The organism is Aeromonas sp. ASNIH5 (genome assembly GCF_002902865.1).
Lineage (GTDB): Bacteria > Pseudomonadota > Gammaproteobacteria > Enterobacterales > Aeromonadaceae > Aeromonas > Aeromonas caviae.
In genome coordinates, this window is sequence record NZ_CP026122.1 from 895,138 (window position 1) to 910,956 (window position 15,819).

Annotated in this window: 10 protein-coding genes and 2 pseudogenes; 8 read left to right on the forward strand and 4 right to left on the reverse strand. The window is 57.3% G+C overall.

Features of this window, described 5'->3' with window-relative positions:
- The first annotated feature begins 104 nt into the window (after positions 1 to 104).
- Positions 105 to 2,879 (forward strand): insulinase family protein, encoded by a 2,775-nt coding sequence (locus C2U30_RS03995; RefSeq protein ID WP_103243216.1) that lies wholly within the window; start codon positions 105 to 107, stop codon positions 2,877 to 2,879.
- Positions 2,880 to 3,163: 284 nt separating this feature from the next.
- On the opposite strand, the gene C2U30_RS04000 is transcribed toward C2U30_RS03995, so the two are convergent.
- Entirely contained in the window at positions 3,164 to 3,811 is a 648-nt protein-coding gene (locus tag C2U30_RS04000; protein ID WP_103243217.1) for a thiopurine S-methyltransferase, read from the reverse strand.
- 110 nt (positions 3,812 to 3,921) lie between these two features.
- Positions 3,922 to 5,292, reverse strand: a complete 1,371-nt coding sequence (locus C2U30_RS04005) for a leucine-rich repeat-containing protein kinase family protein (protein ID WP_103243218.1) — start codon at positions 5,290 to 5,292, stop codon at positions 3,922 to 3,924.
- Between the two features lie 260 nt (positions 5,293 to 5,552).
- On the opposite strand from C2U30_RS04005, the gene C2U30_RS04010 reads away from it, so the two are divergent.
- The 6 genes and pseudogenes from C2U30_RS04010 to C2U30_RS04035 all read left to right on the forward strand — a co-directional run bounded on the left by C2U30_RS04010 (position 5,553) and on the right by C2U30_RS04035 (position 10,706).
- Positions 5,553 to 6,083, forward strand: a complete 531-nt coding sequence (locus tag C2U30_RS04010) for a MarR family winged helix-turn-helix transcriptional regulator (protein ID WP_103243219.1) — start codon at positions 5,553 to 5,555, stop codon at positions 6,081 to 6,083.
- Complete coding sequence (locus tag C2U30_RS04015; protein WP_103243220.1) at positions 6,080 to 6,862, forward strand: HEAT repeat domain-containing protein; 783 nt, start codon at positions 6,080 to 6,082, stop codon at positions 6,860 to 6,862. Before C2U30_RS04010 ends, C2U30_RS04015 begins: the two co-directional genes overlap by 4 nt.
- Positions 6,859 to 7,230, forward strand: coding sequence for a DUF6616 family protein (locus C2U30_RS04020; RefSeq protein ID WP_039039033.1), 372 nt, complete (start codon positions 6,859 to 6,861; stop codon positions 7,228 to 7,230). Before C2U30_RS04015 ends, C2U30_RS04020 begins: the two co-directional genes overlap by 4 nt.
- A 422-nt stretch (positions 7,231 to 7,652) precedes the next feature.
- Positions 7,653 to 8,416, forward strand: a pseudogene (locus tag C2U30_RS04025) (SDR family oxidoreductase).
- Positions 8,417 to 8,467: 51 nt separating this feature from the next.
- Positions 8,468 to 9,295, forward strand: coding sequence for a bifunctional transcriptional activator/DNA repair enzyme AdaA (locus C2U30_RS04030; RefSeq protein WP_103243221.1), 828 nt, complete (start codon positions 8,468 to 8,470; stop codon positions 9,293 to 9,295).
- 142 nt (positions 9,296 to 9,437) lie between these two features.
- Complete coding sequence (locus tag C2U30_RS04035; protein WP_011191342.1) at positions 9,438 to 10,706, forward strand: IS4-like element ISApu1 family transposase; 1,269 nt, start codon at positions 9,438 to 9,440, stop codon at positions 10,704 to 10,706.
- A gap of 14 nt (positions 10,707 to 10,720) precedes the next feature.
- Here C2U30_RS04035 and C2U30_RS04040 read toward each other — a convergent pair whose 3' ends face one another.
- Positions 10,721 to 12,163, reverse strand: a complete 1,443-nt coding sequence (locus C2U30_RS04040; protein ID WP_199767339.1) for a hypothetical protein — start codon at positions 12,161 to 12,163, stop codon at positions 10,721 to 10,723.
- A 136-nt stretch (positions 12,164 to 12,299) separates the two neighbouring features.
- Here C2U30_RS04040 and C2U30_RS04045 point away from each other — a divergent pair, with 136 nt between their 5' ends.
- Positions 12,300 to 13,568 (forward strand): IS4-like element ISApu1 family transposase, encoded by a 1,269-nt coding sequence (locus C2U30_RS04045; protein WP_011191342.1) that lies wholly within the window; start codon positions 12,300 to 12,302, stop codon positions 13,566 to 13,568.
- Between the two features lie 991 nt (positions 13,569 to 14,559).
- Here C2U30_RS04045 and C2U30_RS23075 read toward each other — a convergent pair.
- Positions 14,560 to 15,729: pseudogene (locus C2U30_RS23075) on the reverse strand (YobI family P-loop NTPase); the annotation flags it as partial.
- Between the last annotated feature and the right edge of the window lie 90 nt (positions 15,730 to 15,819).

The window sequence follows — 15,819 nt, forward strand, 5'->3', positions numbered from 1 at the left end:
GGGGAAACAATTGCGCCACCTCTCAGAAAAGGGTTTGCCTCGCAAGATAGCGGGGTCGATAATCATGTTTAAATTCAAATAAATTCACCGCGAGCCCCTCCCCAATGAGCCCATATGCCAGTCCCAATGACCATCGGCGGTATCACTATCTGGAGCTGGCAAACCGGCTCAGGGTCTTGCTGATCTGTGATCCCGAGACCGACAAATCCGCCGCCTCCCTGGCGGTGAATACCGGCCACTTCGACGATCCTGCGGATCGCCAGGGCATGGCCCATTTCCTCGAGCATATGCTGTTTCTCGGTACCCGCACCTACCCCAAACCCGGTGAATACCAGCAATTCATGAGCCGTCACGGGGGCAGCAACAACGCCTGGACCGGTACCGAGTTCACCAACTTCTTCTTCGACATCGACAACGGCTTCTTCGAGGCGGGGCTCGACCGGTTCTCCCAGTTCTTCATCTGCCCCACCTTTGCACCAGAGTGGGTCGACAAGGAGCGCAACGCGGTGGACTCCGAGTACCGCCTCAAGCTGCAGGACGACGTGCGCCGCAGCTACCAGGTGCACAAGGAGACGGTCAATCCGGACCACCCCTTCTCCAAATTCTCGGTGGGCAACCTCGACACCCTGGCGGATCTCCCCGGCCGGGATCTGCGCTCGGACCTCATTGCGTTCTACGAAACCCACTACAGTGCGGATCGCATGGCGCTGGTCATGCTTTCACCGGCACCCATCGAGACCCAGCTGGCCTGGTGTGATCGCTTCTTTGGTGCCATTCCGGATCGCCGCCTCGGCCCTCCGGTACTGAGCCATCCTCTCTATCGGCTCGATGATCTCGGCATTCGCATTCAGCTGACCCCGGTCAAGGAGACCCGCAAGCTGGCGCTGACCTTCCCGCTGCCGTGCGTGGATGAGTATTACGACAAAAAACCCCTCACCTTCCTGAGCCACCTCATCGGCTATGAGGGAGAAGGCAGCCTGCTCTCCCTGCTCAAGGGGCGGGGCTGGGTCAATCAGCTCGCCGCCGGCGGCGGCATCAGCGGCGCCAACTTCAAGGACTTTGGCGTGAGCTTTGGCCTCACCCCCCTTGGGCTTGAGCATGTGGACGAGATCATCGCCGCCCTGTTTGGCTATCTGAAGCTCATCGAGCGCGACGGGGTGCAGGCCTGGCGCTATGAGGAGAAGCGCAGCGTGCTGGAATCCGCCTTCCGCTTCCAGGAGCGGGGACGGGCCCTCGACACCGTCTCCGGCCTCGTGCTCAACCTGTTCAGCTACGGGCCGGACGATCTGCTCTACGGCGACTACATGATGCGCGAGTTCGATGAGCCGCTGATCCGGCGCTTCCTCGCCAAGCTGACCCCCCACAACCTGCGGGTGACCATCCAGGCCCCGGAAGTGAGTACGGATCGCCTCGCCCGCTGGTACCAGACACCCTACAGCGTCCAGAGCATCAGCGAGGCCGAGAAGATCCGCTGGCAGCAGAGTGAACCGGATCCCGCCCTGCACCTGCCGGCGCCCAACCCCTTCATCAGCACCCGCCTCGACGCCCGTCTGCCGGCGCTGCCCGCCGACATGCCGTCCTGCCTCATCGACAGGCCCGGTTTCCGGCTCTGGCACCTGCATGAGCATCAGTTCAGCGTGCCCAAGGGCAGCCTTTATATCTCCGTCGACAGCGAACATGCGGTCAAGAGCCCGCGTCACATCGCCATGGCGCGTCTGGCCGTGGAACTGCTCACGGATCACCTCAACGCCCTCACCTATCCGGCGGAGCTCGCGGGCCTTGGCTACCAGATTTATGCCCATCAGGGGGGCTTTACCATCAACCTCAGCGGCTTTGCCGACAAGCAACCGCTGCTGCTCGACATGATCCTCGGCAACCGCACCCTGGGGTATCCGGATCCGGCACGCTTTAGCGAGATCAAGGAGCAGCTTATCCGCAACTGGGAGAACCAGGCCAAGACCCGCCCCATCTCCCAGTTGTTCAACCAGCTCACCAGTTTGCTGCAACCCAACAACCCCCCCTTCGAGCAGCTGTTGCGCCACCTGCGCACCGTCGAACTCGGGGAGATGCCCGGCTTCGTCTCCGAGCTCTTTGCCAGGGTGCATCTGGAGGCCCTGGTACACGGAGACTGGACGGCCGCCGAGGCCCTCGAACTCGCGGCCCTGCTGGAGCGCCACCTCGGTGCCAACAGCCAGCCCAGCGCCGAGACCCGCCGCCCCCTCATCTCCATCCAGGACAGAGGCACCCTCATTCGCGAACAGGGGTGCGATCACGAGGACTCGGCGCTGCTGGTCTACTACCAGTCGCGCACCACCCGGGCGCGGGATCTCGCCTGCTTCACCCTGGCCAACCACATCATGTCATCCACCTTCTTCCACGAGCTGCGCACCCGCCAGCAGCTCGGTTACGTGGTGGGAGCCGGCAACCTGCCCCTCAACCGCCATCCCGGTCTCATCTTCTATATCCAGTCGCCGGTGGCGGGGCCGCAGATCCTGCTGGATGCGGTGGAGGAGTTCATCGATCTCTTCCCGCTCGCCATGCTGGAGTTCACCGAGCAGCAGTGGCAGGAGAGCAAGGCGGGGTTGCAGGCCCAGCTCAGCGAGCGGGATGCCAACCTGCGCAGCCGCGGCCAGCGGCTCTGGGTCAGCATCGGCAACAAGGATCTGGGTTTTGATCAGCGCGAACGGGTACGCGAGGAGGTGGGCAGGCTCAGCCGTGCCGATCTGGTGCGCTTCATCACCCAGCTGAGATCCCGCACCTCGGATCGCCTCATCCTCTGCAGCTATGGCCTGGGCCACGAGCACGACGAGCGGATCACCGGCCAGTTTGTCGACGATCCCAGGGCATTTCGGCTCAACGCCGCCACCTTCGAAGGCTGACCTCCCCTGTTGGCCACGCGCAGGCAATAAAAAGCCGACCCCGTGGGGTCGGCTGGAAAAACCATAATCAATTGCGACCAGAGCCGCCAAAAGTGAACATGAGCGTGAAAATCAGACACTGGGTTGATGTTCGACCGGCGTTCAAACCAGAGCTCACCGGTCGGCACCAGCAGTGATTGAGAAACAGCCTCATCTTAGGCATTTCCCTGATTTTCCACGTTGATCTATGTCAAAGGAGGTAAAACAAGCGCCACTTCCCTCCTTGGAATCGGCCTCGCGCCCTCTCAGCCCCGGCGGATCAGCCGGTAAGCCACCTCGTCGAAATAGGAGAGCTGCCCCGAGAGCACCCTGGGGTGATCCAGCTCCGCCCCCCGGCCCAGCACCTCGACACCAAAGTCGCGCTCAAACAGGGTGCGCACCTCCATCTCCCCTACCGAGAACGGCGGCTGTTGCTGCTGCTCGGGCTGATATTCGAGGGTCACCAGCAGCACCTGTCCCCCCGCCTCGATGAGGCGGCTCATCAGGTTCGCATACTGACGGCGCATGGCCGTCGGCAACGCGATGAGGGCGGCCCTGTCATAGGCGAGCCGATAGCGGCGGCCAAGCTCGGGGGCGGCGAAGAAGTCCCCCTGATAGAGGCGCAGATCGGCGTGCCGGTGGCACTGATAGGGACCCACCTCGCTTCTCTCTGCACTCAGGTTGTTCTCGTCAAAAAACTGGGTAATGGCGAGCTCGGAGAGCTCGAAGCCATCCACTGGATGCCCCTGCTCACGCAGCCAGAGCATGTCCCGGGACTTGCCGCAAAGGGGCACCAGCACGGGGTCGCTCCCTTGCTGGGCCGACCACCAGGATTGCAGCCAGCGGTTGAAATCTGCCTGATGAAAGCCAATCCGGTTCTCTTTCCACTTCTGGTGCCAAAATGCCGCTTCCATCATCTTCCTCTCGTCATCTGCAATGGTGCATCACTATCACAACTTCACCGAAGTGGCGCAAGCCCCATGATCCCGCCCCAGTGCACGAGAAGGCCCACGATGGGCAGGCCTCAGGCCACGACCCCAGGCAGGCTTGTCGCCATCGCTGCCAGCCGGGTCAGGATCTGCGCGAAGGTGGGTCGCCGTGAAGGCACCTCAAAGCCGCACTCTCTGGCCAGTCGATGAAGGGGGTCAAGGTCCGCGTCCCCCCCATCACAGCGCGCCAGCAGCTCGGCCAGCAGGCAGCCAAAGGCCCGCACTTCCAGGCGCTCGAGCCGCCCGGCCAGCACCTCATCGACGCGCTCGTAACAGGAGGCGGCGCCAAAGTCCCCGAGCAGCACCCGGCCCGGCGCCTCCTGCGACGAGTGAGGCATCGCGGGCTGCAAGGAGTACAGCAGGTTGTGTGCGTAGAGATCGCCGTGGAGGATGCCCCACTCGTGCAGGTGCCGGGCGGCCGCAGCCACCCCCTGCACCATGGCCATCACCTGGGCCGGGGTGAAGTTCAGATCCGCCCCATAGACATCCCGGGTGCAGGAGTCCAGGCTCGGGGGCCCCGCCAGGGTGGCGAAGGCCGGGTCTATCAGGGGCATCACCAGTGCCGGGATGCCGGAGGGATGATCGCTCACTCTCCCCATCACACCGACCAGGTTTGGATGACGACCGGCGGCCAGGGACGCAGTCATCTCGCTCAGGGGCAAGCCATCGCTGGTGACGGCCCCCTTGAAGAGCTTGACCGCCACCGCCCCGGGCCCTTCGGCCCTCGCCCACTCGGCGCGATAGATGACGCCGGATGCCCCCTCCCCGAGCACATCCCCCAGTGAGATCGCCTGCCAGGGGATCTCGGTAGTGAACTCCGATGTGCCGTTCAAACACGCCTGCTCATCACAGAAAGGGTTGCCCGCAAAGGCCAGCCAGGACAGACGCGGCATCGAGGGCAGCCAACTCGGCAGCGCTGGCAGGCGGTTGGCGGCGATGCGCAAAAGCTCCAAGCGGTGGCAACCGGCAAGCGTCTCGGGAAGCTCATGTAGCCGGTTGCCCGAGAGCATCAGCTTTTGCAGGGCGTCGCACTGGCCTAGCTCGTCCGGCAGTCGTTCAATGGCATTGTCGGTCAGGATCAGCCAGCGCAATCTGGCGGGCAGGGAGGCGGCCGGGACGGTCGCGATGCGGTTGGCCTTGAAGCCCACCATGGTGAGCGCAGGGCAGCGCCCCAGCACCTCGGGCAGTTCGGTGAAGTTGTTCTCGGAGCAGAAGAGGATGCGCAGCTTCTTGCATTCGGCCAGCGCGTCAGGCAACTCGCTCAGCTGGTTGCCGGTGAGATCCAGCACCTCCAGGGTCTCCTTGAGGCTCAGGATCTCGGGGGGGAACACCGCGAGGTTTTCAGCAAGTTTGAGGTGGCGGGCGCCGCAGAGCTCGCCTGCGCGAAGCTGTTCCAGGGTATGCATGGGATCGTCTCTATCAACATTCGGGCTTGCGGTGGCTCACTGCGGGCACTCCCCCCCAGACCACAAAGGAGGGGCATTATAGGGAATGACGGCCAAAGATGGCCGATTTTCTTGCAACGCCTGCTCTTGCAAAGGCCCCCCATCGCCACACTCCCGCTCTCCGTTGCCATGAACCATCCCGGTCGCGTGCTTGGGTGGTTGAACATTTGATTGGCGCCATATAGTATGGCGCCATACAAAGTCATTCGAGACTCACCATCATGATCACGCTGGAACAGAAACACCTCGCCCTGCTCGAGGATGCAGAGCGCCGCGGACACACGGACACCCAAAACATACGCGTCTGCTTTGAGGTGTTGACCCTCGCCGCTGCCATCGATCAGGCGTGCGCGGCGCGCCTGGCCCCTCACCGCCTCTCCGAAGGCAAGTTCGTGCTGCTGTTTTTGCTGCGCGACCTGCCACAAGGGCTGGCTCCCCACGAGCTTGCCGACAAGGCGGGGGTCACACGGGCCACCATCACCGGCCTGCTCGACGGTCTGCAACGGGACGGCCTGTTGGCTCGCCACAGCGACAGCCAGGACAGGCGAAAGATCTCGGTGCGCCTGACAGAGCAGGGCCAGGCCCTGGCGCAGCACCTGCTCGATGAGCACAGCCAGTGGATAGGCTCCCTGTTTGCCGGGTTCGATCAGGCAGAGCGAGAGACCCTGAGCGCCCTGCTCAAGCGGGCCTGGCTCAATGTCCTCTCATCCCGGACAGGCTGCACTGAGGCCGCCACAGAGGAGCACCCATGACACGCAATCGCATCACGGATATCGCCCCCTCCCGCCTCGCCCAGCTCAATCGGGGAGAGGCTGAGGCAAGCAACCTGACCGAATGCCTGGCGGTGGATTTTGCCGCCCTGATGCAGTGTACCCTGCCTTCGCTCGGGCCCCAGGCGCTGGCATCGATGCACGCCGCATCCGGGGAGGGCATTACCCGGCGCATGGCGCTGGCCGCCAGGCTGCTCCTGGCCGAGAGCGGCACGAGGGAGCTTGCGGCGCTCAGCCGTCATCCCTCCGATACCGTGCGGGGCTGGGCCTGTTTCATGGTGGGCGCGAGCGAGGGGCTGTCGCTCAGCGACCGCCTGGCCCTCATTCGCCCCCTCGCCGATGACCCGCACTTTGGGGTGCGCGAGTGGGCCTGGCTCGCAATGCGAACGACCATTGCTGCGCAGCTCGAGGTGGCCATTGCCGCCCTGGTGCCCTGGACGGCGGAGCCGTCCGAGCGACTGCGACGCTTTGCCAGCGAAGCGACCCGGCCCCGCGGCGTCTGGTGTACCCATCTTGCGTCCCTGCGACAAGCACCGGAGCAGGCCCTGATGCTGCTCGAGCCCCTCAAGGCCGATCCCGCCCCCTATGTGCAGGACTCCGTTGCCAACTGGCTGAACGATGCGAGCAAAGACAGGCCACAGTGGGTCACTGACCTCTGCGCGCGCTGGTCTCGCGAAAGCCCCAGTCCCGCGACAATCCGGATTTGTCAACACGCCTTGCGCACCTTGCGCAAGGGCCAACTCCCGAAGGAACCCCTATGACCCACTATCTGGCAGAGCTCTACACCCCCACTCCCGCCTGGCTGGCACTGAGCCAGACGGCCCGTCAGCAGTTCTTCGAGGCCATTGGCACAGGCATGGCCAACCTCGCCGCCCTCGGGGTGGAGCCCATCGCCCTGGGCGAGACCGATGCTGCCACCCTCCATGGTGCGCCCCACCCCTTCTTCGCCATCTGGCGCGGGCCGGATGCCGCAGCCATCGAGGCCCTCGTCCAGGGAATAGCCGCATCGGGCTGGCACGACTACTTCGAGACAGTCAACGCCACCGGCGCCGGGGTCTCTCTGGGCGAGCACCTTGCACAGTTGGCCGCCCTGCCCTGCGCCGCCACATCCAGCCCCGCCCTGGCCTGATAACCCCTAAAAGAGCGTTACCCCACCAGGCCTTGCGTCAGTGCCGCCGACACCGGTGGCACTGTTTTCCATGCCCTGCCCTTGCAAACCCAGGTCACCACCACCTGGGAAAGCGGCGCCACAGCTCCGCTCCCTTCCCACTTCCTTCCACTCCCTTCATAAAACGCTGATATCTCCCGATGCCGTGATGGGCCATCGCCGATGGCACAAGTGAGCAAGATCCGGGTCGTCGTGACAAAGGTTCGCCGCCATAGTGCTTTCAAACCAACAGTGCTTTCGCCCCCCCCCCAAAGCTTTGAACCAAAGGAGGGTTGAACCAAAGGAGGTTTGAACCAGGAGGGGGTTTGAACCCATCCACTTGTCTGCCAACTCTGCATGAGCGTCACCACCCGGCGCCATGCACATCACGCGAGGGAACTGCCATGTCATTACTGTCCAACAAGGTCGCCATCATCACGGGCGCCAGCTCCGGTATCGGTCGCGCCAGCGCCATCCTGTTTGCAAGGGAAGGAGCCAGCGTCGTCGTCGGCGCCCGCCGCCAGCCCGAGCTGGATCTGCTGGTGGAGGAGATCCGCCATGAGGGGGGCCAGGCGGTGAGCCTGGCGGGAGATGTGAAAAGCGAAACCTATGCCCGCGCCCTGGTGGATCTTGCGCTGACCCGTTTTGGCGGACTCGATATCGCCTTCAACAACGCCGGCACCACGGGGACACCGGGCAGCGTGCCGGGGCTTGAACTGGCGCAGTGGCAAGAGACCCTGGATACCAACCTCACCAGCGCCTTTGTGGGGGCCAAGTACCAAATCCCCGCCATGCAGGCACGCGGGGCGGCTCGCTTATCTTTACCTCCACCTTCGTCGGCCATACCCTGGGGCTGCCCGGCATGGCGGCCTATGCCGCGAGCAAGGCGGGCCTCATCGGTCTGACCCAGGTGCTGGCCGCCGAATATGGGGCACAAGGGGTGCGGGTCAACGCCCTGCTGCCGGGGGGCACCGACACCCCCATGGGGCGGGCCTTTACCGATACACCGGAGAGTCTCGCCTTTGTGCAGCATATGCATGCCCTCAAGCGCCTGGCCCAACCGAAGGAGATCGCCCGCTCGGCCCTTTATCTCGCGTCCGATGCATCCAGCTTTACCACCGGCATTGCTCTGCTGGCCGATGGTGGGGTATCTATTTGTCGCACATGACCTTGTCGTACCCAAGATCCTGCGGCTGCAAACCTATCGTGAGAGCGCCTTATGTCTGATTACGCCCGCATCGCCGATGCCATCCGTTTTATCGCAAGCCAGGTGGCGCGCCAGCCCACCCTGGACGAGATAGCGGCGCACGTGCACTTAAGCCCCTTTCACTTCCAGCGGCTGTTCAGCCGCTGGGCCGGAGTGACACCCAAACGCTATCTGCAGGTGCTGACCCTGGAGCGGGCCAAGGCGCTGTTGCAGGAGTCGCGCCCGCTGCTGGAGGTAGCCGACACCCTGGGCCTTAGCAGCGGCTCGCGGCTCTACGATCACTTCGTGCAGCTCGAAGCGGTGACGCCGGGCGAGTACAAGCAGCGCGGCGCCGGGCTGGTGATCGATCACGGGGTGCACGACACCCCCTTCGGCCAGGCGTTCGTCGCCCTGACCCCACGGGGGGTGTGCAGCTTCTCGTTTCTCGATGACCAGGCCCCAGAGGCGCCCCTGGCCGCCCTCGCCCAGCGCTGGCCTGCGGCAGAACTTAGAGAAACGCCATCACGCACCCAGGGGGTCATCCACACCATGTTCGATACCAGCAAGGCGCCGGATCGCCCCATCTCGCTGCACGTGAGCGGCACCAATTTTCAGATCAGCGTCTGGCGGGCGCTGCTTGAGATCCCGCCCGCCAAGGTGGTGAGCTACGCCCAGGTGGCGAGCGCCGTCGGTAACCCCAAGGCCGCCCGCGCCGTGGGGTTGGCGGTGGGCGCTAACCCCGTCGCCTTGATGATCCCCTGCCACAGGGTCATCCAGCAAAACGGCAAACTCGGCGGCTATCACTGGGGCGAGACCCGCAAACAGGCGATACACGCCTGGGAAGCGGCGAGGTATGAGTAGCACCCGATTCTACAATCAGATTTTTCTCTTATCAGCGCCTCATGTACAGGATCTTTAGCGGCAACCAATTGAAATAGATATAAAAAAGGCTTCGTTTGTGATCTGATTTTATCGCCAAACAAAATCAACACGCGCGAAGCCTATGACTATTATCAACGCTAATTACTATCTGGAGCAACTCTTGGCTCCCGCCGCACTCGAGCGCATTGCTCGGCTCTGCAAGTTTTGTCTGCGTCAGCGTGCCATTACCCCAGCCATGCTCGTACCTGCACTGCTGCGGGCCATGGGAGGCGACCAGGTCAATGACATTGCCGGTTTACACCGCCATTTCAATGCCTTGCAACTGGTAAACACCCATCAGGTTTCTTACAAACCGTTTCACAATCAGCTGCGCAAAGAGAGCTTTGCCCTGTTTATGAAAGCCCTGGTCGAGCGGGCCATCGCCTTGCGTATCGACCATCAACTCAAAGCAGCCTCCCTCGGCGCGTTCAAGCAGGTGTTACTGCACGATGGCACCTCCTTTGCGGTGCATCGGCGCCTTGCTGCTGATTTTCCCGGCCGGTTCAAGACCATCAGTCCGGCAGCTATCGAGTGCCATATGACCATGTCACTGTCGGAGCAGAGCCCGTTGTGCATGAGTGTGTCTGCCGATACCGCAGGGGAACGGCAATTTCTGCCTGAAGCCCACACGCTGACCAACTGCCTGCTGCTGGCTGACGCAGGTTACATTGACAGGGCTTGGTTTGAGCAGGTGAACGACGCTGGCGGATTTTATCTGGTGCGCGGCACGAAAAGCCTGAACCCCAAGATAATCCAAGCCTGGCGCGGTGATGGACGGGAAGTACCCAAGCTGGCGGGACTATCTCTGAGAGAGGCCGGACGGCGACGCTGTCGGGCCGAGGTACTGGATATGGTGGTGAAGTCCGGCCAGGTCGAGTACCGGTTGATCCGGCGCTGGTTTGCTGAGGAAAAGCGGTTCTGTCTGTGGATGACGAACCTACCGCGAGCAGCATGGTCAGCAGAGCAGGTGATGAGCCTGTATCGCTGCCGTTGGCAGGTGGAGTTGTTATTTAAAGAGTGGAAATCGCACAACCGGCTCAAGGGGTTTGTGACGGGCGAGAAAGCGATTGCCGAGGGGTTGGTGTGGACGAGCCTGCTGTCGCTGGTGATGAAGAGACGGGTCGCGCAGAGTGTGATGAGTGGGGCGCTATCGATGCTGAAAGCGTCGAAGAACAGTGCGACGTGGTGGCTACCGCTATTGGAAGCAGTGGCCCATAGGGCGCTGACAGAAATAAGGGAAAGATTGGAATGGGCTGCCGATTATTTGGCCAAGAACGCCTGCCGAACCAAGCAGAGAAAGTCGATACAGAACAGGACCTTGGAAGGCGTTTTAAATGGACTCGCCGCTTAAGGTCCTGTACATGATCAGCGCCTATAAAGATTCACTCTTATCTCGTCAGTGAAGATAGGGCTCTCACGCCAAGACGATATAATGTTTCTTGAGTCAAGCCATATGACAAGAGCCTGATTCTCAGGAGTTTTCTTCAAAACCGGAATATTGTATCCAACTTTTATTTCCGAATATGGCTTCGGTAGATTTGCCAAGACAAAACGCACTTCGTCATCCGTCATGAGTGAATGATATTTATTAAACAGTGAAATTTTCGTCGCAATAGGCATGGAGTTAATGACTAAGGAATGAGCAACACCACTATTGATATTGGATAGGTTGGCATCAGTACTGTTAATAATTTTACCGATGAGAGCCGACCGTTCAGGGTGGTTGACAAGTACCTCCAGATTCATCAAATCAATAATCCTAAGTTTGGCTTTATTATCAATTTCAGCGCGAAGAAGATTTTCTCTAAAATCATCATCGAGAGCGAACTCATCTGGCTCTTCAAGGTATGTATCGATGTTTGCTGCTATAAATAAAACCTGTAGCTCCTTGTTACCAGCGAGTGCATCAAAACTCTCATTACTGAAGATGATTTTACCTTCATCAATCAGAATGCGAAGCTTTGCAGGTGCAAACCCTTCTGGTAGTTTTGTGAACGGCTTTGGTAGAGCATGAATATATTCTTTATAGGCGGAGTCAGACAGAGAGCCGGCATTGAAGAGGAAGCGACGCAGTCTCTGTGAATCATCATCACTAGGAATAGGCTGTTTCAGGATAGCGGTACGGACAGTATCTTGATCAAGATACCCTGTTAAACTCTCCGCCACGAATTCTTTACTTTCTATAAAAGATAGACAGTTCAGCCAAGTTGGCTCGATCAAACCTAACTTGAACAGTGTTGCGTGCAATTTCTCTGGAATATCCGCTAACGTTGGCAACAAGGTCGTCTGTCGTTCAAGAAATTTTAGTAGATCATCCTGATCAAGTCCTTCATGCTGCATAACGGCAAGAATAGCCGAGGCATCCTCCTTGGAATTCCCTTCAAGCACCACAAGGATATCATGTAGGTAGCGTTCGAAATCGCGTTCGATCCGTTTCATCAAAGTTGTGTTATTCGTCGAACGTATAGTAGTGAAATTTCTCTCGCGTAGTTGCTCGAGATCCTTCTCTCCCAATATGGCCTGATAGATATACTCCAGATTGTCGATGGTAAGTTCGAAGCGCTCCTTCTCGAACATGGTATGTACAATCTCGGAATGCTCTTTGATTACAGCCATATTTTTGATCTCAAAGCCGAGACATACCAGACGATCTGGTGAAAGTTCAGGTGAGTTGATCAAAATTTCGGGGAGGTTCTCCGAAACAAATACTGGTAGTTCTTCGAAGCTATTTGCCAGCTCTTCGAGCTGACTTTCTGGCAGGTTAGAAACTAATTGGGTTACATGGGGTATATTGTTAGGGCTTGCCATAATATTAGGAACAAGTCCTTTCCAAGCGTTGGCTCATGTACAGGATCTTTAGCGGCAACCAATTGAAATAGATATAAAAAAGGCTTCGTTTGTGATCTGATTTTATCGCCAAACAAAATCAACACGCGCGAAGCCTATGACTATTATCAACGCTAATTACTATCTGGAGCAACTCTTGGCTCCCGCCGCACTCGAGCGCATTGCTCGGCTCTGCAAGTTTTGTCTGCGTCAGCGTGCCATTACCCCAGCCATGCTCGTACCTGCACTGCTGCGGGCCATGGGAGGCGACCAGGTCAATGACATTGCCGGTTTACACCGCCATTTCAATGCCTTGCAACTGGTAAACACCCATCAGGTTTCTTACAAACCGTTTCACAATCAGCTGCGCAAAGAGAGCTTTGCCCTGTTTATGAAAGCCCTGGTCGAGCGGGCCATCGCCTTGCGTATCGACCATCAACTCAAAGCAGCCTCCCTCGGCGCGTTCAAGCAGGTGTTACTGCACGATGGCACCTCCTTTGCGGTGCATCGGCGCCTTGCTGCTGATTTTCCCGGCCGGTTCAAGACCATCAGTCCGGCAGCTATCGAGTGCCATATGACCATGTCACTGTCGGAGCAGAGCCCGTTGTGCATGAGTGTGTCTGCCGATACCGCAGGGGAACGGCAATTTCTGCCTGAAGCCCACACGCTGACCAACTGCCTGCTGCTGGCTGACGCAGGTTACATTGACAGGGCTTGGTTTGAGCAGGTGAACGACGCTGGCGGATTTTATCTGGTGCGCGGCACGAAAAGCCTGAACCCCAAGATAATCCAAGCCTGGCGCGGTGATGGACGGGAAGTACCCAAGCTGGCGGGACTATCTCTGAGAGAGGCCGGACGGCGACGCTGTCGGGCCGAGGTACTGGATATGGTGGTGAAGTCCGGCCAGGTCGAGTACCGGTTGATCCGGCGCTGGTTTGCTGAGGAAAAGCGGTTCTGTCTGTGGATGACGAACCTACCGCGAGCAGCATGGTCAGCAGAGCAGGTGATGAGCCTGTATCGCTGCCGTTGGCAGGTGGAGTTGTTATTTAAAGAGTGGAAATCGCACAACCGGCTCAAGGGGTTTGTGACGGGCGAGAAAGCGATTGCCGAGGGGTTGGTGTGGACGAGCCTGCTGTCGCTGGTGATGAAGAGACGGGTCGCGCAGAGTGTGATGAGTGGGGCGCTATCGATGCTGAAAGCGTCGAAGAACAGTGCGACGTGGTGGCTACCGCTATTGGAAGCAGTGGCCCATAGGGCGCTGACAGAAATAAGGGAAAGATTGGAATGGGCTGCCGATTATTTGGCCAAGAACGCCTGCCGAACCAAGCAGAGAAAGTCGATACAGAACAGGACCTTGGAAGGCGTTTTAAATGGACTCGCCGCTTAAGGTCCTGTACATGAGCGTTGGCTAGTCCCGAAAGTAGCCCTGCAATATCGCGACCACTTGTATAATAAGAGTCAAAGAAACTCTCGCAATTCTCGAATTCTGAGGATATAAAATTAAAAAACTTTCGCAATTGGACAAAGTATCGGCGCCGGTCACTTAGGAGACTATCGACAAGTTTAATGTTCAAGACATAGTTTTGCCGGAAGTCCTCATCTCGCATCGCAGCGATAACTTCATGTGGATTATCGATAGGAAAACCTGGATCAGGGGTAACAAATGCTCGAATCTGGATAAGAAACTTATTGTCATTAGGTGACAAGCGGCCCGAGTGAAAGAGTGAGGTATATTGGTAGTAGGTATCATCAAGATGACCTTCTAAAATCAAGAAGCGGGCAAGCTCCCCGTTTTCTCCGAAATTGTCGAAGAGCCCCTGCACACGATCGGCGTTCAAACGCAACAGTTCATTGAGCTTAGTTGTGCGAAGCGCTGCAATTTTTGATCTTAAGTCGTGAATTCGGCGTAATATTTTATTCTTATTATCAATCGCTTTACTTTCGATCTCCGCTTTGCGTTCTTGGTAGGATTTCTGAGGGTCCACCTCGCTTTGCAATTTGGAAATATCGGTTGGCTGGGAGTAATGATTATTGGAGTAGCGGTAATAGATACGCGAAGCTCCTATCAGCTGTTCGAACTCATCGTTGCTGACCAGCTGGAAAAGTTCAATCCACGCTTGCTGGTTATGACTCACGCTGATGGCATTCGTTGGAAGCTTCTCTATTAGGGCCATAGCATAGATTTGCCGTAATTCTCTCAAATTCGAGGGTGTCTGTCGCTCAGCAATGTCAAGCTGCTTTTCGATTTCCGTAATTTCTGCCCTATAGGTAGATTCACCAGACTCAATCAGTTTATCCTGCTGGTTTAATATTCCAGCAAGAGTACCCGCGCCGCGGTGTAGTTGCTCAAAGTCCCTTGGATAGACGTTTTTATAGATCAATATCGCGAGGAGCTTGTTGGCATCAAGCAGATTATCCCCATCAGTTTCCAAATTCGCCACATAAATAGCGTATTCATTAAATATATTCTGAATCAACCTGAGGTCATTCAGATATCGTGACACTTCTCTCAAAAACTGTCTATCAAGGCGCCCATCGAGATCAAGTCGCTTTCCTTGCGCCAATACCATATCAATCGAATTCGATGTGTTGATGATCGGTATAACAGGTATAATGAATTCGAAGAATTTTGTTCTATCTGTATTGATAAACATGTCGTCGCGTAGGGCGTAGAGGAATCTGATGGTGCGTTTCACACCTGCATTCTCGTTCACTAGGCTATTAATCTCACGCAGCGTTACAAAGATCTCTGCGTTATCAAATCGGTCTAGATCTTCAATAATCACAAGATCGTAATTCGTTGATTGGAAAAAATAGACAATTTCATCTAGGTGCCTATTTAATATAGAGGTTTGGTCATCGCACGCTGGCTTTATTTCAATATCTTTTAACGAGATGCTTTTTAGTGACAATCCGAAGCTAGCAACATAAAAATGATGTAACGCTCCCCAGAAAAATACTACTGCAAGAGTAAATATGGCAATATTTATGCCATTGCTGATTTCGAATGGAGTAAAGTAAGTGCCACTGACAATATACTCTCGCTGATGAAAAACGTACCAAAGTGAGAAAATACCAAGCATTATGAAGAGAGATTTAAATATAGCCAATGCACTTGGAGACTGAATTCTTTTAAATCGTGATAGTGGAAGTCTGTTTGCATCGGCCCCATACAGCATCTGTTGCAGAATACTTCTCTCAATCTCTTGGCGGCTCACCTTCCCTCCCTCCGAATCGGTCTCTGGAACGAACGAAGCCAAAGAAATATGAAGCGCAGGCCGCCGATATTTCAGTAAGAAAGATTGGATAATACTGCTTTTTCCTGAGCCATAAGGACCAGTTAGAGCAATGTTGGAGACCTTCCTATTGTTTGTAGCAAACAGAATCGCTTCGGAATACACGCCAGTCTTGTCTGCCTCATCAGTGGGTGCAAGGTCCACGAACTTAGATGGAGTGTTGGCGGAGCGGTCTTTACTTTCCAGCCAAGACACTAGGCTATCAAGGCGATTAGCCAGCCTGCGTGTTAGAGAAGTGATTGTCTTTATCATATGATACGGAATTAACGCCCCCTTAAAAATCGAAAACACACAGACGAAAATTTTTCAAGTCATTTTGATCATTCAACAGCCTATACATAG

Coding starts and splice junctions, on each gene's coding strand:
- C2U30_RS04045 (WP_011191342.1), top strand. CDS start 12,300: ATGACTATTATCAACGCTAATTACTATCTGGAGCAACTCTTGGCTCCC.
- C2U30_RS04000 (WP_103243217.1), bottom strand. CDS start 3,811: ATGGAAGCGGCATTTTGGCACCAGAAGTGGAAAGAGAACCGGATTGGC.
- C2U30_RS04005 (WP_103243218.1), bottom strand. CDS start 5,292: ATGCATACCCTGGAACAGCTTCGCGCAGGCGAGCTCTGCGGCGCCCGC.
- C2U30_RS03995 (WP_103243216.1), top strand. CDS start 105: ATGAGCCCATATGCCAGTCCCAATGACCATCGGCGGTATCACTATCTG.
- C2U30_RS04010 (WP_103243219.1), top strand. CDS start 5,553: ATGATCACGCTGGAACAGAAACACCTCGCCCTGCTCGAGGATGCAGAG.
- C2U30_RS04030 (WP_103243221.1), top strand. CDS start 8,468: ATGTCTGATTACGCCCGCATCGCCGATGCCATCCGTTTTATCGCAAGC.
- C2U30_RS04035 (WP_011191342.1), top strand. CDS start 9,438: ATGACTATTATCAACGCTAATTACTATCTGGAGCAACTCTTGGCTCCC.
- C2U30_RS04015 (WP_103243220.1), top strand. CDS start 6,080: ATGACACGCAATCGCATCACGGATATCGCCCCCTCCCGCCTCGCCCAG.
- C2U30_RS04020 (WP_039039033.1), top strand. CDS start 6,859: ATGACCCACTATCTGGCAGAGCTCTACACCCCCACTCCCGCCTGGCTG.
- C2U30_RS04040 (WP_199767339.1), bottom strand. CDS start 12,163: ATGGCAAGCCCTAACAATATACCCCATGTAACCCAATTAGTTTCTAAC.